General features: G+C 71.4%; 18 protein-coding genes and 1 pseudogene. 13 read left to right on the top strand and 6 right to left on the bottom strand.

Features of this window, described 5'->3' with window-relative positions; all coding sequences use genetic code 11:
- Positions 1-49: 49 nt before the first annotated feature.
- The 5 genes and pseudogenes from ABT063_RS17360 to ABT063_RS17340 all read right to left on the bottom strand — a co-directional run bounded on the left by ABT063_RS17360 (position 50) and on the right by ABT063_RS17340 (position 5,458).
- Positions 50-1,444, bottom strand: a complete 1,395-nt coding sequence (locus tag ABT063_RS17360; RefSeq protein WP_351058191.1) for a protein kinase domain-containing protein — start codon at positions 1,442-1,444, stop codon at positions 50-52.
- On the bottom strand, positions 1,441-2,181 hold the full coding sequence (locus ABT063_RS17355) for an FHA domain-containing protein (RefSeq protein WP_351058190.1): 741 nt from the start codon (positions 2,179-2,181) through the stop codon (positions 1,441-1,443). The genes ABT063_RS17360 and ABT063_RS17355 overlap by 4 nt, the downstream gene beginning before the upstream one ends.
- Positions 2,182-2,368: 187 nt before the next feature.
- Positions 2,369-3,967, bottom strand: coding sequence for a serine/threonine protein kinase (locus tag ABT063_RS17350; RefSeq protein ID WP_351058189.1), 1,599 nt, complete (start codon positions 3,965-3,967; stop codon positions 2,369-2,371).
- Positions 3,964-4,709: pseudogene (locus ABT063_RS17345) on the bottom strand (FHA domain-containing protein). Before ABT063_RS17345 ends, ABT063_RS17350 begins: the two are co-directional and overlap by 4 nt.
- Positions 4,710-4,849: 140 nt before the next feature.
- Positions 4,850-5,458, bottom strand: a complete 609-nt coding sequence (locus ABT063_RS17340) for an RDD family protein (RefSeq protein WP_351058188.1) — start codon at positions 5,456-5,458, stop codon at positions 4,850-4,852.
- A 277-nt stretch (positions 5,459-5,735) separates the two neighbouring features.
- Here ABT063_RS17340 and ABT063_RS17335 point away from each other — a divergent pair, with 277 nt between their 5' ends.
- The 5 genes from ABT063_RS17335 (at position 5,736) to ABT063_RS17315 (ending at position 10,712) form a co-directional block, all read left to right on the top strand.
- A complete protein-coding gene (locus ABT063_RS17335) occupies positions 5,736-6,590 on the top strand; it encodes a bifunctional methylenetetrahydrofolate dehydrogenase/methenyltetrahydrofolate cyclohydrolase (protein ID WP_086602564.1) in 855 nt (284 codons plus the stop codon).
- Positions 6,580-7,047, top strand: a complete 468-nt coding sequence (locus ABT063_RS17330) for a DUF3017 domain-containing protein (protein WP_351058187.1) — start codon at positions 6,580-6,582, stop codon at positions 7,045-7,047. The genes ABT063_RS17335 and ABT063_RS17330 overlap by 11 nt, the downstream gene beginning before the upstream one ends.
- Positions 7,048-7,304: 257 nt before the next feature.
- Complete coding sequence (locus tag ABT063_RS17325; protein ID WP_351058186.1) at positions 7,305-7,784, top strand: helix-turn-helix domain-containing protein; 480 nt, start codon at positions 7,305-7,307, stop codon at positions 7,782-7,784.
- A gap of 337 nt (positions 7,785-8,121) precedes the next feature.
- The gene (locus ABT063_RS17320; protein ID WP_351058185.1) at positions 8,122-9,402 is read left to right on the top strand and encodes a helix-turn-helix domain-containing protein; all 1,281 of its coding nucleotides are present in this window, start codon (positions 8,122-8,124) and stop codon (positions 9,400-9,402) included.
- A gap of 320 nt (positions 9,403-9,722) precedes the next feature.
- On the top strand, positions 9,723-10,712 hold the full coding sequence (locus tag ABT063_RS17315) for a malate dehydrogenase (RefSeq protein WP_351058184.1): 990 nt from the start codon (positions 9,723-9,725) through the stop codon (positions 10,710-10,712).
- A gap of 53 nt (positions 10,713-10,765) precedes the next feature.
- Here ABT063_RS17315 and ABT063_RS17310 read toward each other — a convergent pair whose 3' ends face one another.
- Complete coding sequence (locus tag ABT063_RS17310) at positions 10,766-11,668, bottom strand: GNAT family N-acetyltransferase (RefSeq protein ID WP_351058183.1); 903 nt, start codon at positions 11,666-11,668, stop codon at positions 10,766-10,768.
- A gap of 238 nt (positions 11,669-11,906) precedes the next feature.
- Here ABT063_RS17310 and ABT063_RS17305 point away from each other — a divergent pair, with 238 nt between their 5' ends.
- The 8 genes from ABT063_RS17305 to ABT063_RS17270 all read left to right on the top strand — a co-directional run bounded on the left by ABT063_RS17305 (position 11,907) and on the right by ABT063_RS17270 (position 23,034).
- A complete protein-coding gene (locus tag ABT063_RS17305; RefSeq protein WP_351058182.1) occupies positions 11,907-13,700 on the top strand; it encodes an AbeC-like domain-containing protein in 1,794 nt (597 codons plus the stop codon).
- A complete protein-coding gene (locus tag ABT063_RS17300) occupies positions 13,687-14,040 on the top strand; it encodes a hypothetical protein (protein ID WP_351058181.1) in 354 nt (117 codons plus the stop codon). Before ABT063_RS17305 ends, ABT063_RS17300 begins: the two co-directional genes overlap by 14 nt.
- 970 nt (positions 14,041-15,010) lie before the next feature.
- Complete coding sequence (locus tag ABT063_RS17295; RefSeq protein WP_351058180.1) at positions 15,011-15,718, top strand: serine/threonine kinase C-terminal domain-containing protein; 708 nt, start codon at positions 15,011-15,013, stop codon at positions 15,716-15,718.
- Positions 15,719-15,902: 184 nt separating this feature from the next.
- Positions 15,903-17,423 carry an aldehyde dehydrogenase family protein gene (locus ABT063_RS17290; RefSeq protein ID WP_351058179.1) on the top strand — a complete coding sequence of 507 codons (1,521 nt, stop codon included), beginning with the start codon at positions 15,903-15,905 and terminating at the stop codon, positions 17,421-17,423.
- A gap of 74 nt (positions 17,424-17,497) precedes the next feature.
- Positions 17,498-19,027: a GMC family oxidoreductase gene (locus ABT063_RS17285; RefSeq protein WP_351058178.1), complete on the top strand. Its 1,530-nt coding sequence runs from the start codon at positions 17,498-17,500 to the stop codon at positions 19,025-19,027.
- On the top strand, positions 19,027-20,118 hold the full coding sequence (locus ABT063_RS17280; protein ID WP_351058177.1) for a quaternary amine ABC transporter ATP-binding protein: 1,092 nt from the start codon (positions 19,027-19,029) through the stop codon (positions 20,116-20,118). Before ABT063_RS17285 ends, ABT063_RS17280 begins: the two co-directional genes overlap by 1 nt.
- On the top strand, positions 20,118-22,076 hold the full coding sequence (locus tag ABT063_RS17275; RefSeq protein ID WP_351058176.1) for an ABC transporter permease subunit: 1,959 nt from the start codon (positions 20,118-20,120) through the stop codon (positions 22,074-22,076). The genes ABT063_RS17280 and ABT063_RS17275 overlap by 1 nt, the downstream gene beginning before the upstream one ends.
- 1 nt (position 22,077) lies before the next feature.
- Entirely contained in the window at positions 22,078-23,034 is a 957-nt protein-coding gene (locus tag ABT063_RS17270) for an ABC transporter substrate-binding protein (protein WP_351058175.1), read from the top strand.
- Positions 23,035-23,040 lie beyond the last annotated feature (6 nt).

Below are 23,040 nucleotides of genomic sequence, written 5' to 3'. Positions count from 1 at the left end.
TCAAGCATCCGGTGGTGGTCGCGGTCGCGGTAGCTCGAAAGTTGTAGGTTCAGCAGTCGTGCACCCATTCGTGGGAGCGGATCACCAGGCCACCGGGATCAGGGAAATTGACCTTCTGGAGTTCCTGGATGCATCCGAACGGCTTCTTCCTGTTGGCCTCGCGGAAGAGCTCGACGTCGTTGTGCGGGTCCCCGGTGTAGCCGTTGTTGAAGGCCGACCTCGGCCTGGTGGTCTTCGCCCAGTCGCAGGTGATGATGCCGCCGATCCAGTCGTCGTCGTACTCGTACCAGGCGCACATCTCGCCCTGTCCGTCCGGCTTCGTGAAGAAGCAGACGTCGCCCTGGTCGCAGCGCGCGTACCCCTGCGGCGCCGGTTCGCGCAGGGCGAGGAGGCCGGCGGCGGCCAGCGACACCGCCGCGACCGTCGCGAGCGAGCCGAGCACGGCCGGATGCGGGCCGCGCCTCGGCTTCAGCCGGGGCAGCCGCGGGGAACGGGCTGCCCCGGCCGCGGCCTCGACCCGGCGGAGCAGGGCCTGCGCGGTGTGCGGGGCCCGGTCGGCGTGGGTGGGGGCGAGGCAGTCGGTGACGATCTGCCGCCAGGCGTCCGGGAGTTCGGGCGAGAGACGGAGCTCGTCGCGGCCCTTGGCGTAGCGCTGGACCGTTTCCCGGCGGGCGACCGGGTTCGTCCCGGGGAACGGCAGGCTGCCGGTCAGCACCAGGTGGGCGATGATGCCGAAGGCCCAGATGTCGGCGGTGGGACGGGTCTGATGGCCGTGGTCGCCGACCTCGGCCCACAGGAGTTCGGGCGGGGTGTAGTCGGAGGTCGTGAACGCGGGGGAGTAGGCGTGGCTGCCGTCCAGCTCGGCGGCCAGGTTGAAGTCCGCGAGCCGGACCGAACCGTCCGCCATCAGCAGCACGTTGGCGGGTTTGAGGTCGCCGTGGACCCAGCCGGCATGGTGGAGGTGGGCCACCCCCTCGCAGATCTGGGCGACCAGGGACGGCCCGCCGGGGACGGCGACGGCACGGTCGGCCGCGGCGTCCCCTCGGCCCCGCAACCGGGTCGGCAGCTGGTCGAGCAGCTGGTCGAGGGAGCCCTCGGCGCGTTCCAGTACGAGGACGGTGGCGCCGTCGATGCCGGGGCGGGCGGGGTCGTCCACGGTCAGGGTCTCGTACATGCGGATGAGGCGGGGACGCTGCAGCCTGCGCAGCAACTGGGTCTCCCGCTCGGCGAGTTCCCGCAGGTGGTGCAGCTGGCGTGGAGTTCGGGTTCCCGTGGGCAGGAACTTCAGCGCGGCCTCGGCCGGCAGGCCCTCGGCGGGCTCGGCGCACCGGGCGGCGTACACGCTGGCGAAGGCCCCGGACGCGATGGGTTCGCGTACCTCCCAGGCACCGACGCGGTAACCGCGCGGGACCTGCACGGTGTGCGGCGACGACTCGATGCTCATCGGATCGCCTCCGCTTTCCCGCTCAGCAGCGCCAGGTCGGCCTCCTGTACCAGGTCGAAGCGCAGGGCCAGGGAGACCAGGCGCTCCTTCTTGCCGTTGAGGCGGGGGCCGCCGCACGGTGCCGTGTCCGGAGCCGGTTTGAGGCGCAGCTTGACCGCCAGGTAGTCGATGTTCCACGCCACCGACGCACGGGAGACCGACGGCCACAGCGGGCGGAGTCGCTCGACGAGCTCTTCGGCCGTGGGCAGGGGGGCGTGCGGCTCGCGCAGGCGTGCGGAGCACAGGGCGACCAGGACCTGGAAGTACCGCTTGCCGCGGTCGAGCGGGAAGGCGGACGCGGTGGGGGCCCCGTCCCTCGGGCCGGTGCCGTCCAGATAGTCGTGGCGCGGAGCCCAGACGTCGAAGCTCAGCAGCTCGCTCCCGGCGGGCAGGACCACGCGCGAGAACTCGAAGGGCACCGGGGCGTCGAGCCGGCCCGGCGGGACCTTGATGTGCTCGCCCGCGCCTTCCGGGTTCTCTACCACGTACGTCTGTGCGCTGCTCAGATTGCTGAGCCTCCAGTAGGCGCCCACGGCCGTGATCTCTCCGGCCTCCCTGGAGACGCCCTCGTGCGGGATGACCAGGTGCGGGCCGTACGGTCGTGGGGTGCGGCCGAAGACCAGGGACTCGCTGGGCTCGAGGTGAATGTGATCGTCCGGGTGCGTGCTGTACATGGGCACGACAATGATGCTGTGCATGACTGCTTCCTCCCCCGACATGAACTCGAGCCAGGCTAGGAAGGGAGGGCGCGGATGCCTCAAGAGCACGCAAAGATGGCGTGTCGTGTACGAATGGTGCGATGTTTTGCGATAAAGGCGAGTCCTGTCACCGGAGTCGTGAGGATGCCGTAGGCATGACCGCAGCGGTACCTCAGACCTCTCAGGGTCACTTCTTCCCGGCCGGCGTGTACTCCTTGAGGTAGTGAGCGACGCGGGCGGCGTAGTCGCGGTACTTCGGGGGAACCCCGCCCGCGTCGTTCACACTCTGGGACGACGTCCGGTAGGCGGCCGCCAGCAGCACCCGGCGGTCGCCGGACAACCCGCTCTGGTCGAGGCGCGGTTCGATGAAGCAGAGGTAGCGGCCCACGGCCGGGATGGACTCGGCGGGGGTGAGGGGAGGCTTGGGGGTCTCCTTCGCGGGGACGCCGTCCGCGCGGATGTACCAGCGCAGGATGCTCGGGCTCCAGCGGGCGATGCCGTACTCGCCCTCCTTGCCCGCCGTGGGGTCGGAGAGGCCGGGGTCGAAATTGCTCTCCGCCTTCAGCAGCGCGGCGATCAGCGCGGGCGTGACCTCCGGCTGGACGCAGTCGTGGGCCGCGTCGACGATCAGGCGGCGGTAGGCCACCGGGACGCCCTTGTCCGTACGGAGTTCGGAGGCGCCGTAGGCGGCGGGCGTGACCTTCGCCGTCCCGGTCGCGGCCCCCTTGGCGTCGCTGCCGCCGGAATCGGCCCAGGTGCTGATGCCGTAGCCGAGGACGGCCACGGCGACGGTGGCGGTCGCCGCGGCCAGGGCCGTCGTACGGCGGGAGCGGCGGCGCGGGAGCAGGGCGCGCGGCAGTCGGGGGGAGCGGGCCGTGCCCGCGGCCGCCTCGACCCGCCGGAGCAGGACGTCGGTGGAGACGCGGTCGGCGTGCGTACGGGCCAGGCAGTCCCGCACGATCTCCCGCCAGGTGTCCGGGAGTTCGGGCGACAGGCGCAGCTCGTCGGTGCCGCGGGCGTAGGCGGCGGCCGCGTCCCGGCGGGCCGTCGGGGTGCCGCCGGGCAGCGGGAAGGAGTCGGTCAGCAGCAGATGTGCCAGGACACCGAAGGCCCAGACGTCGGCCGAGGGGCGGATACGGCGGCCGCGCTCGCCGATCTCCGACCACAGCAGTTCGGGCGGGGTGTAGTCGGGGGTGGAGAAGGCGGGGGTGTAGGCGTGCGTGCCTTCCAGCTCCGCCGCCATGTTGAAGTCGGCGAGCCGGGCCGAACCGTCCTTCATCAGCAGCACGTTGGCCGGTTTCAGATCGCCGTGCACCCAGCCCGCGCGGTGCAGCTGGGCCAGCCCCTCGCAGATCTGCGCGAGGAGGGTAGGGCCGGCGGCCGGGCGGGGCGAGGCGGCGAGCAGGGCGGACAGGGAGCCTTCCGCCTTCTCCAGTACGAGGACCGTGGCGCCGTCGAGGCCGGGGTGCCCGGGGTCGTCGACGGTGAGGGTGTCGTACATCCGGATCAGCCGCGGACGCCTGAGCCTGCGGTGCAGCTCCACTTCCCGCTCGACGAGTTCGCGCAGGTGGGCCAGCTGGCGGGGGGTGCCCGTGCCGGTGGGCAGGAACTTCAGGGCCGCCGTGCGCGGAAACCCCTCCGTGCCGTCCGTGGGCGACTCCTCCGTGCCGTCCGTGCGCCGCCCCACGTACACGCTGCCGAACGCCCCCGTCGCGATCGGCTCGCGCACCTCCCAGGCGCCCACCCGGTATCCCTTGGGGACCGGCACGGCGTAGGGCTCGCTCACCGTGACTCCCGGGTGGCCGGGGCCGTCAGGACGACGAGGTCGTCCTCCCGGACCAGGTCGAAGCGGAGCGCCAGGGACACCAGCGACTCCTTCTTGCCGTTGAGCCGCGGTCCGGTGTCCGCCGTCTCCGGACCGGGCTTGAGACGCAGCTTCACCGCCAGGTAGTCGATGTTCCACTGGACGTTGGTGCGTGAGGCGGCAGGCCAGCCGGGACGCAGCCGCTCGACGACCTGGTCGACGGTGGGCAGCGGGGCGTGCGGCTCGCCGCGCAACCGCGGCTCGCACAGGGCGGCCAGGACCGCGAAGTAGCGCTTGCTGCGGTCGACGGAGAAGGCGGGCGCGGTGGTGTCGCCGGCGAGGCCGCCCTCGGCGCGCAGGTAGTCGTGGCGCGGCGCCCACACGTCGAGCGCCAGCAGGTCGCCGGCGGCGGGCAGGACCACGCGCGAGAACTCGAACGGCACCGGCGCCTCCAGCCGCCCCGGCCCCACCTTGATGTGCTCGCCCGCGCCCTCCGGGTTCTCCACGACGTACGTCTGGTGGCGCAGAGGTTGCTCAGGGTCCAGAAGGCGCCCTGTGCGGTGATCGCGCCGGCTCTGCGGGACACCCCGTCGTGCGGAACGATCAGGTCGTTGTCGTGTGCGGAACGGCCGAAGGTGAGCCGCTCGCCGGGCGCGAGCCGCAGCTGTGGGCGGTTGGGCTCGTCCTCCGTGGTAGGCGGAGGTACCACGATGATGCTGTACACGGTGCGTCTCCCCGTCCCCGCAGGTCTACGAGTCAGAGTGGGCGACGCACCGGTGCCGTGTCACGGCGTGACACGGCACCGGGGAAAGGATGGCGAGAACACATCGTCACCATCCGTCATACTATGTGGTGAATCCGTGGTCACTGTGAGCGGATCACGATGGACGAGCAGACCTTGTCGGCGAACGTCTGACGCTTGGCGTCCCAAGCCGGCCACAGCCAGCCGAGGTAGCACGGCAGGCTGTCCAGGAAGTGCGCCAGCCGGCGGACGAAGGCCATGCCGACGCCGAGCGGCTGTCCGTCGCTCTCCCGCACCAGGCGAATGCCGACCGCCTTCTTGCCGATGGTCTGGCCGGTACGGCCCTCCTGGATCAGCATCCAGATCGCGACGCCGATGACGCCGAGGCCGCCGATCAGCGACAGGAACCCGGTCTGAGCGCTGATGTCGATGGCGACGAGGATGTACGGGATCATGATGACGAGGCCGTCCACCAGGGTGCCGAGGAAACGCTGGCCCCAGTTCGCGTACGGAGGCTGGCCGCCGTAACCCGGCTGCTGCGGATAGCCGTAACCCGCCGGGGCCTGGGGCGCCTGCGGGTAGCCGTAGCCCTGCTGCGGCGGGACGCCCTGCGGGGCCTGCGGGTAGCCGTATCCGGGCGGCTGCTGGCCCTGCTGGGGGTAGCCGTATCCGGGCTGCTGCTGCGGGTCCTGCGGCTGACCGTAGGGGTTGTTGGGCGTGCCGAAACTCATGGCGAGATTCCTCCGTTACGCAAAGGGGGGGACGATGCGGATTGTGCGGAGGAACGTCACGATATGAGCGGTTTGCCCCCCGAACATCAACCGCGATACTGCGCCACCATCGTTCTCCGAGAGGCGAGTTGTTGTCCAGCCGCAGTCCGGATGTGTTGTGCAAGTGCAACATGCCTGATCATGGACGGATCGTGACGGCGTACGAGCGGACGGGCGCGATGCCGCCCCGTGGGGCCCGGATTGGAACCCGGGCCCGGTCATCCGCGAGGATGGGTCCATGACCGCCCAGATTCTCGATGGCAAGGCCACCGCAGCCGCGATCAAGTCCGATCTGACCGCCCGCGTGGCGGCGCTGAAGGAGAAGGGCGTCACGCCCGGCCTCGGCACGATCCTGGTCGGGGACGACCCCGGCAGCCAGAAGTACGTCGCCGGCAAGCACCGCGACTGCGCCCAGGTCGGCATCGCCTCCATCCAGCGTGAACTGCCGGCCACGGCGACGCAGGAGGAGATCGAGGCGGCCGTACGCGAGCTGAACGAGGACCCGGCCTGCACCGGCTACATCGTCCAGCTGCCGCTCCCCAAGGGCATCGACGAGAACCGCATCCTGGAGCTGATGGATCCGGACAAGGACGCCGACGGCCTGCACCCGATGAACCTCGGACGGCTCGTGCTGAACGAGCCCGCCCCGCTGCCCTGCACCCCGAACGGCGTCCTGACCCTCCTGCGCCGCTACGGCGTCGAGATCAAGGGCGCCGAGGTCGTGGTCGTCGGCCGCGGCGTGACCATCGGCCGCCCGATGCCGCTGCTGCTCACGCGCCGCAGCGAGAACGCCACGGTGACCCAGTGCCACACCGGCACCCGTGACCTGTCGGCGCACCTGAAGCGCGCGGACATCATCGTCGCGGCCGCCGGCTCGGCCCACCTGATCCGCGCCGAGGACGTCAAGCCGGGCGCGGCCGTCCTCGACGTCGGCGTCTCGCGCAGCGCCGAGGGCAAGATCGTCGGGGACGTCCACCCGGACGTCGCCGAGGTGGCCGGCTGGATCTCCCCGAACCCCGGCGGCGTCGGCCCCATGACCCGGGCCCAGCTGCTCGTCAACGTGGTCGAGGCGGCGGAGCGCAGTGTCGGCTGAGAGCGACTCCGAGGAGCTGGAGGTACGGGACCCGGTCAGCGCGCCCGACGCCGAGGGCACGCCACGGCGTGTCACGCGCCGCTTCCCGCTGTTCACCCGGGACACCGCGCGCCCCGAGGGCGGCGGCCGGGCGGCACCCGGCGAAGCCCCGGCGCCCGCCCGGCAGTGGCCGGTCCTCGCCGTGCTGTCCATGGCCGGCCTCGGCCTGCTGCTGACCGCCCTCGACCTGTTCCGGTACGGCACGCTGCTGATCGGCGTCGCGCTGCTGACCGGCGGTGCCCTGCGCTGGGTCCTGCCGGACGTCGGCATGCTCGCCGTGCGCTCCCGCTTCACCGACATCGTCACGTACGGCGTACTCGGCCTGGCGATCGCGCTGCTGGCGATGATGGTGCAGCCGGAGCCGTGGCTGGTGATCCCGTTCCTGAAGGACACGCTGCACTTCACGGTCAGCAGTTAGGGCGTACGGAAGCATTACGGCGGCCCGTCCTCTCCCCCGAGTAAGGACGGGCCGCCGCCGGGATCCACACTCCTGTACGGGAACTTCCTGTTCAACGGCTGTCAGTCTGCTGTGGCACGGAAGTGACCGTTCCGCTACGGTGTCCGCGCCCTGCCACAGCCGCGCCCGAACCGGGAACCGATCAGCCCTGTGACGTCGTCACTTGCTCAGGATCAGGCTCAGGAACGGGCGGGGCGGGCGAGGCCGTGGAGGTGGGGATGGGCGGCTGGCAGCCGTTGCCGGACGATCTGCCGCCGGAGGTGCGGCACTTCGTGGAACAGTTGCGGCTCCTGAAGGACCGCACCGGGCTCAGCCTGGTCGCCCTCGGCGCCCGCACCGCGTACAGCAAGTCCTCCTGGCACCGCTATCTCAACGCCACCCAGCCCCCGCCCCGGCAGGCCGTCGTCGCCCTGTGCCGGATCGCCGGCCTCGCCGACACGGACGCCGAACGCTTCGGCGTGCGCTGGGAACTGGCGGTCCAGTCCTGGCCCCGCCCGGCGACGGCGCCCGCGAAGCCCGCCGACGGCCAGGAGTCCCCCGGGGAACAGGAGTACGAGGACGATCCCACGCTGCCCTGGTGGGACACGCCACCCGAACAGAGCGGTCGCGGACCGGGCGGGCGGCTGCTGTGGTCCGCCGTACTGTTGCTCCTCCTCACCCTCCTGCTCGGGCTCGTCGGCGCCGTTGCGTTTGGGTGAGCCGGACACTGCCGTGACGGGCGGTATTTCCGGTGTGTCATACCTGTGTCGATGTATTGACAAGTTCGCGGATTTGACACGAAGTGGTTCGACATCGGGGTTAGCGTGGCCCATCTGCCGGTCGAGGGGTGGACCTCGGTGTGAAGGGCGTGCAACGGTGCATGCTCGCTATCGCCACGCTCCGGTGCGCCCCCACCCCGGGAACTGAGATCCTGAATGGGCGCATCCCTGTGGGTAGCCACAACGGGGACTCGGCAGAGGGCACCACGCAGAGGGCACCACGCATGGGGACAAGCGGGGAAATACCAGCACAACCGGGGGGAAGAGGGGGGTTGCAATGCCTCGTTGGAGGGCCTTGCCGGAGGAACTCGATCCGCAGGTCAGAGAGTTCGCGAGCCAGCTGCGGCGGCTCGTGGACAGAAGCGGCCTGAGCATCGCGTCGGTGGCCGACCGCACGGGTTACAGCAAGACGTCCTGGGAGCGTTACCTCAACGGCCGGCTTCTCGCACCCAAGGGCGCGATCGTCGCCCTGGCCGAGGTCACCGGCACCAATCCCATCCATCTGACGACGATGTGGGAGCTCGCCGAACGCGCCTGGAGCCGCTCGGAGATGCGCCACGACATGACCATGGAGGCCATCCGGATCTCCCAGGCGCGCGCCGCGCTCGGCGAGTTCGGCGCGCCCGCGCCGCCGGCGAGCGCCAAGGGCGGCAGTACGGCCCGCAAGAGCGGCAGCGCCACAGTCACGCCCGGCATCGCCGGACCGGCAGGCGTCGTTCCGACCGTGCCGGCCCAGCCGACGGCCCCGGAGACCCGGGACGCGGCGGGCGACGTACGGGAGGTCCGGCCGCCCGGGGTGAGCTCGGGCAGCCCGAAGGGTGGTTCGTCGAGTGCTTCCCCGGGCGCCAACTCGTGGGGGATGGCGGGCTATCAGGGGCCGTCGCAGGGCAGCGGCCGTGCGGCCGGATCTGCCCGGTCTGCCGGATCCGCCGGGTCGCCCGGGTCCGCCGGTACGGTCGGATCCGCGGCGTCGGCCGACGGTCCGGTCCGGACCCCGGCGCCGTCGAGCCCGTACGGCGAACCCCCGCAGGGTCCCCGTCACGGCGGTGAGCGCTCCCACGGGGCGGGCGGCAAGCGGCGGCTGACGATGTTCCTCGCGGGCGTCGTCGGTGTGCTCGTCGTGATCGGGGCCGCGTTCTTCCTCACGAACGGCGGGGGCGACAAGAACGAGGGCGCCGCCAAGTCGCCCTCACCGACCGTCAGCACCGAGGCCGATCTGCCGCCCGGAGTGAAGTGCAGCGGTGACTCCTGCACCGGCAAGGACGCGGAGAGCATGGGGTGCAGCGGCGATCTGGTGACCACCGCCAAGACCGCGACCGTCGGCACGACCGTCGTCGAGGTCCGCTACAGCGAGACCTGCGGCGCGGCGTGGGGGCGTATCACCCAGGCCGCGGAGGGTGACGAGGTCCGGGTGACGGCCGGCAAGGCCACGCAGAACGGGAGCACCACCGGGGCGGGGGACGCGATCGCCTACACGCCGATGGTGGCCGTGAAGGACGCCGGTGAGGCGAAGGCCTGCGCGACGCTGGCCTCGGGGCAGGAGGGGTGCACGAAGTAACCGGGCGACCGGAGAAAGAATTCGGGGGAGGGCGCATGGCCGCCTCAATCGCGGGCACGCGACCGTTACCCCCACGGGAGTCCGGCAACCGGTACCCCCAAACGGCGGCCGCCTTCGTCCCCCCTCTCCCGGACGGGCGGCCGCCACTTCATGTCCGCCGAGTCGAGCGACCGCGACTTGTGGGGTGGGCCACACGGCCCCGGACGTCCGGGATCCCGGATGCGCGATAGCCTGACCGCTGGATCTCTCTTGACGCCAAGAGATCGATCAAACGTCCGGGGCAGGGACGCCCCACCGCCAGCTGTCATACGGAGAACGCCATGACCCGCACTCCCGTGAACGTCACCGTCACCGGCGCGGCCGGCCAGATCGGTTACGCCCTGCTCTTCCGCATCGCCTCCGGCCAGCTGCTCGGCGCGGATGTGCCGGTCAAGCTGCGCCTCCTGGAGATCACCCCGGCGCTGAAGGCCGCCGAGGGCACGGCCATGGAGCTGGACGACTGCGCCTTCCCGCTCCTGCAGGGCATCGACATCACGGACGACCCGAACGTCGCCTTCGACGGCGCCAACGTCGCCCTCCTCGTGGGCGCCCGCCCGCGCACCAAGGGCATGGAGCGCGGCGACCTGCTGGAGGCCAACGGCGGCATCTTCAAGCCCCAGGGCAAGGCCATCAACGACCACGCCGCGGACGACATCAAGGTCCTCGTCGTCGGCAACCCGGCCAACACCAACGCGCTGATCGCCCAGGCCGCGGCCCCGGACGTACCGGCCGAGCGCTTCACCGCGATGACCCGTCTGGACCACAACCGCGCGCTGACCCAGCTCGCGAAGAAGACGGGCTCGACGGTCGCCGACATCAAGCGCCTGACCATCTGGGGCAACCACTCCGCCACCCAGTACCCCGACATCTTCCACGCCACGGTCGCCGGCAAGAACGCGGCCGAGGTCGTGAACGACGAGAAGTGGCTCGCCGAGGACTTCATCCCGACCGTCGCCAAGCGCGGCGCCGCGATCATCGAGGCCCGTGGCGCCTCCTCCGCGGCCTCCGCCGCCAATGCCGCCATCGACCACATCTACACGTGGGTCAACGGCACGGCGGCCGGCGACTGGGCGTCCATGGGCATCCCGTCGGACGGCTCCTACGGCGTTCCGGAGGGCCTGATCTCCTCCTTCCCGGTCACCACGAAGGACGGCAAGTACGAGATCGTCCAGGGCCTGGACATCAACGAGTTCTCCCGCGCCCGGATCGACGCCTCCGTGAAGGAGCTCGAGGAGGAGCGCGAGGCGGTGCGCGGCCTCGGCCTCATCTGAGTCCCTGAGCCCAGTGAGAGCTCCCCTCGGCGCACCCGGCCGAGGGGAGCTCTTCATGTGCGGGCGGTCAGCCGCTTCTCGAACCAGTGGTGGGCGTAGACGTGATCGACGTACGCCGGGATCTCCGCGTACCCGCACGCCCGGTACATCGCCTGCGCTTCGGTGAGCACCGCGTGCGTGTCGAGGCGTACGACTGTCCAACCGCGCCGCGGCGCCTCCCCCTCCAGCGCGCCGAGCAGCCGTCGGGCGAGCCCCAGGCGGCGGGCGTCCGGGTGCACCCACACGTGCCGGATCTCGCCCACGCCGGGTTCCAGGCGCCGTAGCGCCCCGCAGCCCATCGGGCGGCCCTCCTCGTACGCGACGAAGAAGGCGCCGGCGTCGCCGGAGACCTCCTCCGGCCGTACGAGATCGGACTTGTCGAAGCCCTCCGGGAAGCGGGCGTCGATGTCGGCGGCGTAGGCGTCCAGGCAGGCCCGGGCGTCCGGGGAGGCGCCGTCGACGAGTTCTACGGTGATGCCGGCGAGGCGCAGCAGGCGCTGTGCGGTGGCCAGTGCCCCGGTCAGTTCGGTGCGCTGGCCCGGGGCGAGGCCTTCGAGCAGCCCGGCGGCGAACGCGCCCGCCCGGCGGTTCTGCTCCTTGACCTCGGCGCGTCCGGCGGGGGTCAGCTCCACCCGCCGCAGCCGGTTGTCACCGGGGTGCACGCTCATCCGGACCAGGCCCTGCGCCTCAAGGGCCTTCGCCATCCGGCTGAGATACCCGGCGTCGAGGCCGAGCCGGGTCCTGAGCTCGCGCAGGGACGCCCCGGACGCGCTCTCGTGGATCTCGAACAGCAGCCGGGCCTCGCCGAGCGGGCGGTCCTGGCCGAGGTAGTGGTCGTCGAGGACGCCGACGCGGCGCGTGAAGTAGCGGTTGAACCGGCGGAGGGCCGCCACCTGGTCTGTCGACACTGGCTCCATATTCCTTTGACTGTAGTCAAAGAAATCCGGTGCGTCTACGGTCCGGGCCGATTGTCAGTGGCGGGCCGTAACTTTGTGTGAGGGCGTGAAGACCTCGTACGCATCGGACATGCGCGGACACCACGCGTGACATTCCGGTTCCGCTGGTCCTTCCCGTCGCTCTATGCTGATGGTTTGCCAACAGCCAGCTTCCGACAGCACTGTGACCAAGGGTTTTTCCACGCATCGGGGGAGTCGCGTGAGCACCGCATACGTGCCGCAGCAACCACAGCCGACACCGGCCGGCACACCGCCGACACCGGCCGCGCCACCGCAAGCGCCCACACCGCCGCACGCCAGCGAGGCGACCCGGCTGCTGTGCGCGGGTGCCTATATGGACGCCGGTTACCGCGACAAGGTCATCGAGGAACTGCACCTCAACGAGCAGCGGATCGTGGCGCCCTCGCTCGGCTTCGACGCCGCCCGCGTGCTCGCGCACGCCCTCAGGGCCCGGCGCCAGGAGCTGACGTGGGCCGCGGCGATCCTCGGGCTGTGGGTGGTCGGCACCGCGCTGACCGGTGGCCTGCTGGGCCTCTTTTTGGGCCCCAGCCTGTATCTCGCGGTCGCCGCGCTGATCCGGGGCCGCAGCGAGCAGCCGCCCCTGTACCGCAGGGTGCCCGCCTTCCTGGTCCGCTGGTGGGGCCGCCTGGCGTTCGCGTTCCTGCTGGTCGTCACGGTGATCGCCGCGTTCGGCGGCTCGGACGACAGTTCCTCGTACGGCTCGTCCTACGACTCGTACGGCTCCTCCGGCCTGTACGGCGACAGCTTCTCCGACTCGCCGGGCTTCTCCGACGTGCTGTTCGTCGGCTCCGGCGGCCTCGACGACCTGGTCGAGCCCTGGCAGGCTTGGGCCACGCTCTTCATGTTCGCGCTGATCGCCCTGTGCCTGGCCGGGCAGCGCGGCCAGTTCGCCCGGGTGATGGGCGCCGAACTGTCCCCGCAGCGCTTCCCGGACGCCGCCGCCGATCCCGCAGAGCAGGCCGAGGGGCAGCGGTTCCAGCGGCTGAAGGGCCGCATCCGGCTCGAGCAGCACGCGCCGCTGATCATGTATCACGAGGCGCGGCCGTTCTGCGGGGCGGGCGCGGCCTACGACACCTGGGTTCTCGCCGTCGAACTCAGGCCCGACAGCACGAAGAAGGAGCAGCAGCCGCTCGGCAACCGCGCGGTCCTGGAGAAGATCCGGCCGCTGCTCGAACAGCTGCGGCTGCCCGCCGAGTTCGCCGGCCACACCGTGCGCGACCGGCTGCGCTGGCTGGAGATCGACGAGTGCGTGTTCCTTCCCGCCGAGGGGCTGCGCCGGCGCGAGGACGCGCCGTACACCCCGCAGGCCTTCGAGGAGCACCGGGCGCGTGCGGTGGAGGAGGGCGGCGAGAAGCGCCGGCACTTCCTGCGCATCCGCGTCGGCGGCTGGGAGGAGGAGGTGGTCGTCACGGTCTTCGTGCGCATCCACACCCAGGGCCGCATGCTCATGCTGGAGGTGGCCCCGCACGTACTGACGCCGGTGCGTGAGGACTTCAAGGACGCCGACCGTACGGCCCACCGCTTCCGCCACAACAGCGCGCTCGGCAAGGCGGCCTGGGCGATCGCACGCGTGCCCGGCTCCGCGGCCCGCTCCCTGATCACGCTGGGCAAGGGCCTGACGCACGTCTGGCGGCTGCTCACCGGGGGGTACGCGGGGTCGCTGCCCGAGGGGCCGGCGCTGTCCGTGCGAGAGCTGGGCTCGCTGCCCGTCGGGTCCCTCTTCCAGGAGATGGATGTCGCCCGCTACCTCAAGGGCATCCAGGACCGGGTGGCGAACGGGGTGCGGGCCGCGCTGGCCGACGCCGGCTACCAGACCGGCGAGTTCGTCCAGAAGATTGTGAACATCAGCAACGGCGGCGTGAACATCGGCCGGATCGAGGGCAGCACCTTCGCCGTCGGCAGCCATGCCTCCGCCACCTCCACGAAGGGCGGCTCCGCGCCGCAGAAGGGATCCACCGATGGCAACGGATGAGCCGAACGTCAGCATCGGCGACGTCTCGCACAGCACCTTCGCCATCGGCAGCCACGCGCGCGCCGAGAGCCACCACGGCACGGCCGTACCGCGCGACCCGGCCGCCGAGGAGCTGCTGAAGGCGGTGCGCGAACTGCGCGCCGACCTCACCCGGATGCGGGCGAGCGAGGAGACGGCCGCGCTGGACACCGCGCTCGCCGAAACCGAGGACGAGATCAACCGCACCGGCCAGGCCGCCCAGTCGCGCCTCGACCGGCTGCGGCAGCTGCTCCACGACTCCCAGGCCCTGGTCGGCCTGATCGCGTCGGCCGGGGCCGTGGCCGGACTGCTGGGGATGTGAGAGGGGCGGCATGAGCGGGGGAGCGCGGTACTGGAACGAGGAGACCCAGCGCTGGGAGGACGACGACGGCACACGCCCCGCACCGACTCCGGCGACACCGCCCCCGCCGACCCGCCCGGGCTTCGCGCCGACGTGGCCACCGGGGGTGGGGGCGCCGGGCGCGGGAACGCCGGTCGAGGGGGAAGCGGGGGCGGGGTCGGAGCAGGCGGTGAGCGGCCCGGACGAGGGGTCGACGCAGGCGCCGGGTGACCCCGGCGCGGGGTCGGCGCAGGCGGCAGATGGCCCGGGCACGGGGGCTGCGCAGGTGGCAGATGGCCCGAGCGTGGGGTCGGCGCAGGCGTCGAGTGGCCCCAGTACGGCGCAGGCGTCAGGTGTCCCGGCCTCCGGGTCGGACCCTGCGGATTCGTCGGCCGTACTACCTCAGGCCCCCGCTTCGGGCGAGCCCTCGGCTTCGCCCTCCGAGTCCGGTGGCGGTGGGGCGTGGCCGTGGCCGGCGACACAGGCGTCGGGTGGCCCGAGCGTGGGGTCGGCGCAGGCGTCAGGTGTCCCGGCCTCGGGGTCGGACCCTGCGGATTCGTCGGCCGTACGGCCCCAGGCCGCCGCTTCGGGCGAGCCCTCGGCTCCGCCCTCCGAGTCCGGTGGCGGTGGGGCGTGGCCGTGGCCGGCGACGCAGGCGTCGGGTGGCCCGAGCGTGGGGTCGGCGCAGGCGTCAGGTGTCCCGGCCTCCGGGTCGGACCCTGCGGATTCGTCGGCCGTACTACCTCAGGCCCCCGCTTCGGGCGAGCCCTCGGCTTCGCCCTCCGAGTCCGGTGGCGGTGGGGCGTGGCCGTGGCCCGCGGCGCAGGTGACGGGTGGTCCGGCCTCGTCGGGGCAGGAGGCCGGTGGTAGTGGTGCCTGGCCTCCCGCTCCGTGGCCGAGTGGTTCCTGGCCGCCCGTCGACCAGCCCGCCGCGCCCGCCCCGGCACCGGGGATGAGCCGTAGGCTCGTGTGGTCCGTGCTCGTCGGGGCCGCCGCCGTCGGTGTCGCCGTGAGCCTGGTGCTGACCCTCGTGGTCGGTTCCGGGGACGACAAGGACGAGCCGTCCGTCGCGGCGAGCGCGACGCCGACGTCCGGGGTCTCGCAGCAGAGCGACCCGGAGCCGGCGCCGACCGAGGAGACGGTGTCGCCGTCCGTGACGGGTCCGGAACTCCCCGCGGGTTACGAGGAGTACGAGGACGCCGAGGGCTTCCGGATCGCGATACCCGAGGGCTGGTCGCGCAGCACGGTGGACTCCCAGTTCGGCATCGCCGTGGTCAACTACCGCAGCGCGGACAGCGAACGCCGGCTGCAGGTGTACCAGGTGGCGGAGGAGTCGCCGGACGCCTCCTTCGAGCTGTACCTGTCCGAGGCGACCGCCAAGCCGGACGGCTTCCAGCAGCTCTCCCTGCAGAATCTGGACGACGCCGGGTTCACCGGCTCACGGCTGGAGTACCTCGCCGACAGCATCAGGGGCGAGCCCGACATCGGCACCTGGCACGTCTACGACGAGCGTTTCGTGGCCCTGGACGGCAACATCTACGCCATCGCCGCCTACGGCCCCGACGCGGACGGCCGGGACGACGAGCTGGAGCTGCTCACCACGGCGCTGGACTGGTTCTGCCCGCCGATCGGGTCCTGCGACCCCGCGAGCGTGGACTGACTCACACGTTCCGGCCCCCAATGTGCACCTTTTGTTCCATTTGCCCGTATGTCCAGTGAGACAGCGCACTTTAGGCCACGGATCGCGCATGCAATCCGAAGCCGGGGGCAGGCGCTCACGGTCCCGATGAGTGACACGTGTGTGACACAGGGGCACTGAACAGGAACGGAAGGCAAAACCGATCATGGCGGACAGAGTGGAACTCCAGGCGCGGAAGACCATCCACGCGGGCGGGGAGTGGCGTGAAGCCGTCTCCGGCGCCACACGCGAGATCCTCGACCCCGCGGACGCCCTGCCGTTCGCCGTGGTCGCGGAGGGTGACGAGAAGGACACCGACCTGGCGGTCGCGGCCGCCCGGCATGCCTTCGACGCCGGCGACTGGCCCCGCACGCCCGTCGCCGAGCGCGCCGCCCTGCTGCGCCGCGTCGCCGACCTCCTGGTCCGCGACCGCGAGGAGCTCGGCCTGCTGGAGAGCAGGGACGCCGGCAAGACCGTCGAGGAGGGCCGCGTCGACATCGACTGTGTCGCCGACGCCTTCCGCTACTTCGCCGACCTCGTCGCCGCCGAGGCCCCCGGCCGGGTCGTCGACGCGGGCTCGCCGGACATCCACAGTGTCGTCGTGCACGAGCCCGTCGGCGTCTGCGCGCTGATCACGCCCTGGAACTACCCGCTGCTCCAGGCCAGCTGGAAGATCGCCCCCGCGCTCGCGGCCGGCAACACCTTCGTGGTCAAGCCGAGCGAGATCACCCCGCTGACCACGATCGCCCTGCTCGACCTGCTGGCGGAGGCGGGCCTGCCCGCCGGGGTGGCCAACATCGTCACCGGCCCCGGCCACTCCGTCGGCGCCCGCCTCGCCGAGCACCCCGACGTCGACCTCGTCTCCTTCACCGGCGGCCTGATCAGCGGCACGAAGGTGGCCCAGGCCGCCGCCCCGAGCGTCAAGAAGGTCGCCCTCGAACTCGGCGGCAAGAACCCCAACGTCGTCTTCGCCGACGCCTGCGCCACCGACGAGGCCTTCGACACCGCCGTCGACCAGGCCCTCAACGCGGCCTTCATCCACAGCGGCCAGGTCTGCTCGGCGGGCGGCCGGCTCATCATCGAGGAGTCGGTCAGGGACCGCTTCGTCACCGAACTCGCCCGCCGGGCCGAGAAGATCCGCCTCGGCCGGGGCACGGAGGACGGCGTCGAGTGCGGCCCGCTCGTCTCCGAACAGCAGCGAGCCAAGGTCGAGGCCTACGTCGCCTCCGCACTGGAAGAGGGCGCGGTACTGCGCTCCGGAGGCCAGCGCCCCGAGCCGTCCCCGGAGCGGCCCGCCACCGGCTACTTCTACGAGCCGACCGTCCTCGACCACTGCCACCGCGAGATGAAGGTCGTACGGGAGGAGGTCTTCGGACCGGTCCTCACCGTCGAGACCTTCCGCACCGAGGACGAGGCGGTCGCCCTCGCCAACGACACCGAGTACGGCCTCGCCGGCGCCGTCTGGACCGCCGACGCCGGCCGGGCCCGCAGGGTCGCGGCCCGCCTGCGCCACGGCACCGTCTGGATCAACGACTTCCACCCCTACCTCCCCCAGGCGGAGTGGGGCGGCTTCGGCAAGAGCGGAGTGGGCCGCGAACTCGGGCCCGCCGGACTCGCCGAGTACCGCGAGAGCAAGCACGTCTACCAGAACCTCGCGCCGAAGCCCGTCCGCTGGTTCGCCGGCTGATCCCCGCACCCCCGACCTCCGTCTCGCCGAACTTCGCCGAGTCTCGTCGAGCAAGCCCCCTGGAGTAACCCCCCATGCCCGACCACACCCATGAGTACGACTACGTCGTCATCGGCGGCGGCACCGCAGGCTCCGTCATCGCCTCCCGCCTCACCGAGAACCCCGACGTCACCGTCGCCGTCATCGAGGGCGGCCCCAGCGACGTCGGCCGCGACGACGTCCTGACCCTGCGTCGCTGGATGGGCCTGCTCGGCGGCGAGCTGGACTACGACTACCCGACCACCGAGCAGCCGCGCGGCAACTCCCACATCCGGCACAGCCGCGCCCGCGTCCTCGGCGGATGTTCCTCGCACAACACCCTGATCGCCTTCAAGCCGCTGCCGTCCGACTGGGACGAGTGGGAGGAGGCCGGTGCCCAGGGCTGGGGCGCGGTGCCGATGGAGGCGTACTTCGCGCGCCTGCTCAACAACATCGTCCCGGTCGACGAGAAGGACCGGAACGCCATCGCCCGCGACTTCGTCGACGCGGCGCAGAAGGCGCTCGACGTTCCCCGGGTCGAGGGCTTCAACAAGAAGCCGTTCAACGACGGCACCGGCTTCTTCGACCTCGCCTACCACCCGGAGAACAACAAGCGCTCGTCGGCGTCGGTGGCGTATCTGCACCCGGTGATGGACGAGCGCGCCAACCTGACGATCCTCCTGGAGACCTGGGCGTACCGTCTGGAGCTGAACGGCGAGCGTGCCGAGGGTGTGCGCGTGCGCACCAAGGACGGCGAGGAGTTCGTCGTACGGGCTCGCAACGAGGTCGTCCTGTGCGCGGGCGCCGTCGACTCCCCGCGTCTGCTGCTGCACTCCGGCATCGGCCCGAAGGCCGACCTGGAGGCGCTGGGCATCCCCGTCGCGCTCGATCTGCCGGGCGTCGGCGAGAACCTGCTCGACCACCCCGAGTCGGTGATCGTCTGGGAGACGCACGGCCCCATCCCGGGGAACTCCGCGATGGACTCCGACGCGGGCCTGTTCGTGCGCCGCGACCCCGAACACGCGGGCCCCGACCTGATGTTCCACTTCTACCAGATCCCCTTCACGGACAACCCGGAGCGCCTGGGCTACGAACGCCCGCCCTACGGCGTCTCGATGACCCCGAACATCCCCAAGCCGAAGAGCCGCGGCCGGCTGTACCTGACCAGCGCGGATCCATCCGTGAAGCCGGCCCTCGACTTCCGCTACTTCACCGACGAGGACGACTACGACGGCCGTACCCTCGTCGACGGGATCAAGATCGCCCGTGAGATCGCCAAGGCCGAGCCGCTCGCCGGCTGGCTCAAGCGCGAGGTGGCCCCGGGCCCGCAGATCACGGGCGACGAGGAGCTGAGCGAGTACGCCCGCAAGGTCGCGCACACCGTGTACCACCCGGCGGGCACCTGCCGTATGGGCGCCGCCTCGGACGAACTCGCCGTTGTCGACCCCGAGTTGAGGATCCGCGGTCTGGACGGCATCCGGATCGCCGACGCCTCGGTGTTCCCGGCCATGACCGCAGTGAACCCCATGATCGGGGTGTTGATGGTCGGGGAGAAAGCCGCCGACCTGATCGGAGGTGGTGCGTGATGACTACGACCCGGAAGACGGACCAGAACGAGAACCGGACCACGACCGGGACCGCGCCGGTCTTCTCCGTCGAGGGCCTGTGGAAGGTCTTCGGACCGAAGGCGGACCGCGTCCCCGCCGATGCCGAACTGGCCGCGCTGAAGCCCTCCGAACTGCGCGCCCGCACCGGCTGCACCGCCGCCGTCCGGGACGTCTCCTTCGACGTGCGCAAGGGTGAGGTCTTCGTCGTCATGGGCCTGTCCGGCTCCGGCAAGTCCACCCTGGTGCGCTGTCTGACCCGGTTGATCGAGCCGACCGCGGGCACCATCGCCATCGACGGCGAGGACGTCCGCGCCATGGACAAGTCCCGGCTGCGCGAGCTGCGCCGCCACCGCGCCGCGATGGTCTTCCAGCACTTCGGCCTGCTCCCGCACCGCACGGTCCTCGACAACGTGGCGTACGGCCTGGAGATCCAGGGCGTAGGCAGGTCCGAGCGCCGCGAGCGGGCCGCCCAGGTCGTCAAGAAGGTCGGCCTGGAGGGCATGGAGCAGCGCAGGCCCGGCCAGCTGTCCGGCGGTCAGCAGCAGCGCGTCGGCCTGGCCCGCGCACTCGCCGTCGACCCCAAGGTGCTCCTCTTCGACGAGCCGTTCAGCGCGCTCGACCCGCTGATCCGGCGCGACATGCAGGAGGAGGTCGTCCGGCTGCACCGCGAGGAGGGCCGCACGATGGTCTTCATCACCCACGACCTGAGCGAGGCGCTCAAGCTGGGCGACCGCATCGCCCTCATGCGCGACGGCGCGGTGGTCCAGCTGGGCACGCCGGAGGAGATCGTGGGCTCGCCGGCCGACGACTACGTCCGCGAGTTCGTCCGGGACGTCCCGCGCGAGCAGGTCATGACGGTCCGTACGGCCATGCGCGCCGGGGACTGCGGCACAGCGGACCACCCCGGGGCGCTGGCCGCCGACGCGGTGGTGGCGGAGGCGATCAAGGTCGTCTCCCGCAGCCGCAAGCCCGCGTGTGTCGTGGAGGACGGCCGGTGTCTGGGGGTCGTCGATCACGAACGGCTCCTGGACGTCGTAGCCGGAACGGAGCTCCGCAAGGAGGCGGTCTGATGGCGACGATCACCGCGTCCGCGCCCCTTTCCCTCCCCGGCATCCTGAAGCACCGGGCCGTCCACAAGCTGCTGCTGATCGCCGTCGCCGCGGCGATCCTCGTCCCGCTGGCGAACGCCCGCTGGGCCAGCGGAAGCTGGCCCGGCGCGCTCACCGTCGATGTCTCCGAACCGCTGGCCAAGACCAGCGACTGGATCATCGACAACCGCGACAGCCACCCGCTGTTCCTCTACTTCTTCGGCCACATCAGCAACGCGGTCGTGCTGTCCGTACGGGCCGTCTACTTGGTCCTCCTCGCGGCGGGCTGGGCGGGCGTCACCGCCTTCGCCGGGCTCGTCGCCTGGCGGGTGGCCGGGGTCCGGCTGGCGCTCGGCACGACCGTCGCCTTCCTGGCCTGCGGCCTGCTCGGCATGTGGGTGCCGACCATGCAGACGCTCGCGCTGATGGTCGTCGCCGTCCTCGCGGCGGTCGTCGTCGGCGCCCTGCTCGGGCTCGCCGCCGGGCTGTCCGACCGTATGGACCGGATCCTGCGTCCGGTCCTGGACACCATGCAGGTGCTGCCGGCCTTCGCCTACCTCCTCCCGGTGGCCCTGGTCTTCGGCATGGGCGTGCCCGCGGCCGTCCTCGCCACCGTCGTCTACGCCGCCCCGCCCATGGCCCGCCTCACCTCGCTCGGCCTGCGCGGCGCGGACAAGGAGGTCCTGGAGGCGGTCGAGTCGCTGGGCTCCACGGCCCGCCAACGGCTGCTGACCGCCCGTATCCCGCTGGCCCGCAAGGAACTGCTCCTCGGCGTCAACCAGACGATCATGATGGCGCTCTCCATGGCCGTCATCGCCTCGATCATCGGCGCGGCCGGCCTCGGTGACCGTGTCTACCAGGGCCTCGCCACCGTCGACGTCGGCGCCGCCCTCGCCGCGAGCATCCCGATCGTGCTGCTCGCCGTGATCCTCGACCGCCTCACGGGCGCGGCCGGCGAACGGCTCGGCGCCACCGAGCCCGACAACCGCCGGCTGCGCGGCCGGGCCGGCTGGGGCGTCGCCGCCGCGGTCACCGTGGTCGTCACCGTGGCGGTCCGCCTCCTGCAGGGCACGGACTGGCCGACCGGCTGGGTCGTCGGCATCGCGGAACCGGTCAACACCGCCAAGGACTGGATGGTCGACCACCTCTACACCGGCGTCCCCGTCGTCGGCGGCACCGCCGAATGGGCCGGGCACTTCACCACCTGGGTGCTCGACCCGCTCCGCGACGGCCTGCAGGGGCTGCCGTGGTGGTCGCTGCTGCTGATCGTCGCCGCCCTGTCCTGGGTGATCGGCACCTGGCGCACCGCGCTCACCGCGGTCCTCGCCCTGGCCGCGATCGGTGTCCTGGGCGTGTGGGACAAGTCCCTCGACACGCTGTCGCAGGTGCTCGCCGCGGTCGCGGTCACCGTCGTCCTCGGCTTCGCGATCGGCATCGCCGCCGCGCGCAGCAGGCGCTTCGAACGCCAGTTGCGTCCCGTCCTGGACATCCTCCAGACGATGCCGCAGTTCGTGTACCTGATCCCGGTCGTCGCGCTGTTCGCCGTGGGCCGTGCCCCCGCGGTCGCCGCCGCGGTCGTCTACGCGCTGCCCGCCGTCGTACGCATCACCACGCAGGGTCTGCGCCAGGTCGACCCGAGCGCGATGGAGTCCGCCCGCTCGCTCGGCGCGACCACCCGCCAGCAGCTGTTCCAGGTCCAACTGCCGCTCGCCCGGCCCGCGCTGCTGCTCGCCGTGAACCAGGGCGTCGTCCTGGTCCTCGCCGTCGTCGTGATCGGCGGCCTGGTCGGCGGCGGCGCCCTCGGCTACGACGCCGTGTTCGGCCTCGCGCAGGGCGACCTGGCCACGGGCCTGGTGGCCGGTGCCGCCATGGTCTGCCTCGGCCTGATGCTCGACCGGGTGACGCAGCCGACCGAACGCCGCCCGAAGAAGGGAGCGTGACATGCGATTTCGTACGACTGCCGTAGTGGCCGGCGCGTCCTCGCTCCTGCTGCTGACCGGCTGCGGTGCCGCCGACATGACCAAGCAGGCCTCGCCCTTCGCCAACGCCCAGGGCGCCAAGACGGTGACCCTGTCGGTGCAGTCCTGGGTGGGTGCACAGGCCAACGTGGCCGTCGCCCAGTACCTCCTGGAGCACAAGCTCGGCTACCGCGTGGACACCGTCCAGATCGACGAGGTGCCCGCCTGGGACGCGCTCAGCCAGGGCCGGATCGACGCGCTCATGGAGGACTGGGGCCACCCCGAGGAGGAGCAGCGGTACGTCGACGAAAAGAAGACGATCACCCGCGGCGGCGACCTCGGCGTCACCGGGCACATCGGCTGGTTCGTCCCGACGTACTTCGCCAAGGAGCACCCGGACGTCACGAACTGGAAGAACCTCAACAAGTACGCCTCGCAGCTGCGTACGGCGGAGAGCGGCGACAAGGGCCAGCTGATGGACGGCTCGCCCTCCTACGTCACCAACGACAAGGCGCTGGTGAAGAACCTGGACCTGGACTACCAGGTCGTCTTCGCCGGCTCCGAGGCCGCCCAGATCACGCAGATCAGGCAGTTCGCGAAGCAGAAGAAGCCCTTCCTGACGTACTGGTACCAGCCGCAGTGGCTGTTCAAGAAGGTCCCGATGACCGAGGTGAAGCTGCCCGCCTACAAGGAGGGCTGCGACGCGGACCCGGAGAAGGTGGCCTGCGCCTATCCGCACACCCCGCTGCAGAAGTACCTCAACACGGACTTCGCGAAGAACGGCGGCAAGGCGGCCGCCCTGCTGAAGAAGTTCAAGTGGACGACCGAGGACCAGAACGAGGTCTCCCTGATGATCGCCGACCAGAAGCTGTCTCCGGAGGAGGCGGCGAAGAAGTGGGTGGACAGCCACGAGTCCACGTGGAAGGCGTGGCTGTCCTGAACATCC

Origin of the sequence: Streptomyces sp. NPDC002838 (assembly GCF_040295365.1) — a bacterium.
In the GTDB taxonomy this organism is placed as follows: domain Bacteria; phylum Actinomycetota; class Actinomycetes; order Streptomycetales; family Streptomycetaceae; genus Streptomyces.
Note: the sequence above shows the minus strand (reverse complement) of the source record. Positions and strands in the feature narration are given on the sequence as shown.

Coding starts and splice junctions, on each gene's coding strand:
- ABT063_RS17315 (WP_351058184.1), top strand. CDS start 9,723: ATGACCCGCACTCCCGTGAACGTCACCGTCACCGGCGCGGCCGGCCAG.
- ABT063_RS17360 (WP_351058191.1), bottom strand. CDS start 1,444: ATGAGCATCGAGTCGTCGCCGCACACCGTGCAGGTCCCGCGCGGTTAC.
- ABT063_RS17270 (WP_351058175.1), top strand. CDS start 22,078: ATGCGATTTCGTACGACTGCCGTAGTGGCCGGCGCGTCCTCGCTCCTG.
- ABT063_RS17355 (WP_351058190.1), bottom strand. CDS start 2,181: ATGCACAGCATCATTGTCGTGCCCATGTACAGCACGCACCCGGACGAT.
- ABT063_RS17295 (WP_351058180.1), top strand. CDS start 15,011: ATGAGCCGTAGGCTCGTGTGGTCCGTGCTCGTCGGGGCCGCCGCCGTC.
- ABT063_RS17325 (WP_351058186.1), top strand. CDS start 7,305: ATGGGCGGCTGGCAGCCGTTGCCGGACGATCTGCCGCCGGAGGTGCGG.
- ABT063_RS17280 (WP_351058177.1), top strand. CDS start 19,027: ATGACTACGACCCGGAAGACGGACCAGAACGAGAACCGGACCACGACC.
- ABT063_RS17285 (WP_351058178.1), top strand. CDS start 17,498: ATGCCCGACCACACCCATGAGTACGACTACGTCGTCATCGGCGGCGGC.
- ABT063_RS17310 (WP_351058183.1), bottom strand. CDS start 11,668: ATGGAGCCAGTGTCGACAGACCAGGTGGCGGCCCTCCGCCGGTTCAAC.
- ABT063_RS17340 (WP_351058188.1), bottom strand. CDS start 5,458: ATGAGTTTCGGCACGCCCAACAACCCCTACGGTCAGCCGCAGGACCCG.
- ABT063_RS17320 (WP_351058185.1), top strand. CDS start 8,122: ATGCCTCGTTGGAGGGCCTTGCCGGAGGAACTCGATCCGCAGGTCAGA.
- ABT063_RS17275 (WP_351058176.1), top strand. CDS start 20,118: ATGGCGACGATCACCGCGTCCGCGCCCCTTTCCCTCCCCGGCATCCTG.
- ABT063_RS17335 (WP_086602564.1), top strand. CDS start 5,736: ATGACCGCCCAGATTCTCGATGGCAAGGCCACCGCAGCCGCGATCAAG.
- ABT063_RS17300 (WP_351058181.1), top strand. CDS start 13,687: ATGGCAACGGATGAGCCGAACGTCAGCATCGGCGACGTCTCGCACAGC.
- ABT063_RS17290 (WP_351058179.1), top strand. CDS start 15,903: ATGGCGGACAGAGTGGAACTCCAGGCGCGGAAGACCATCCACGCGGGC.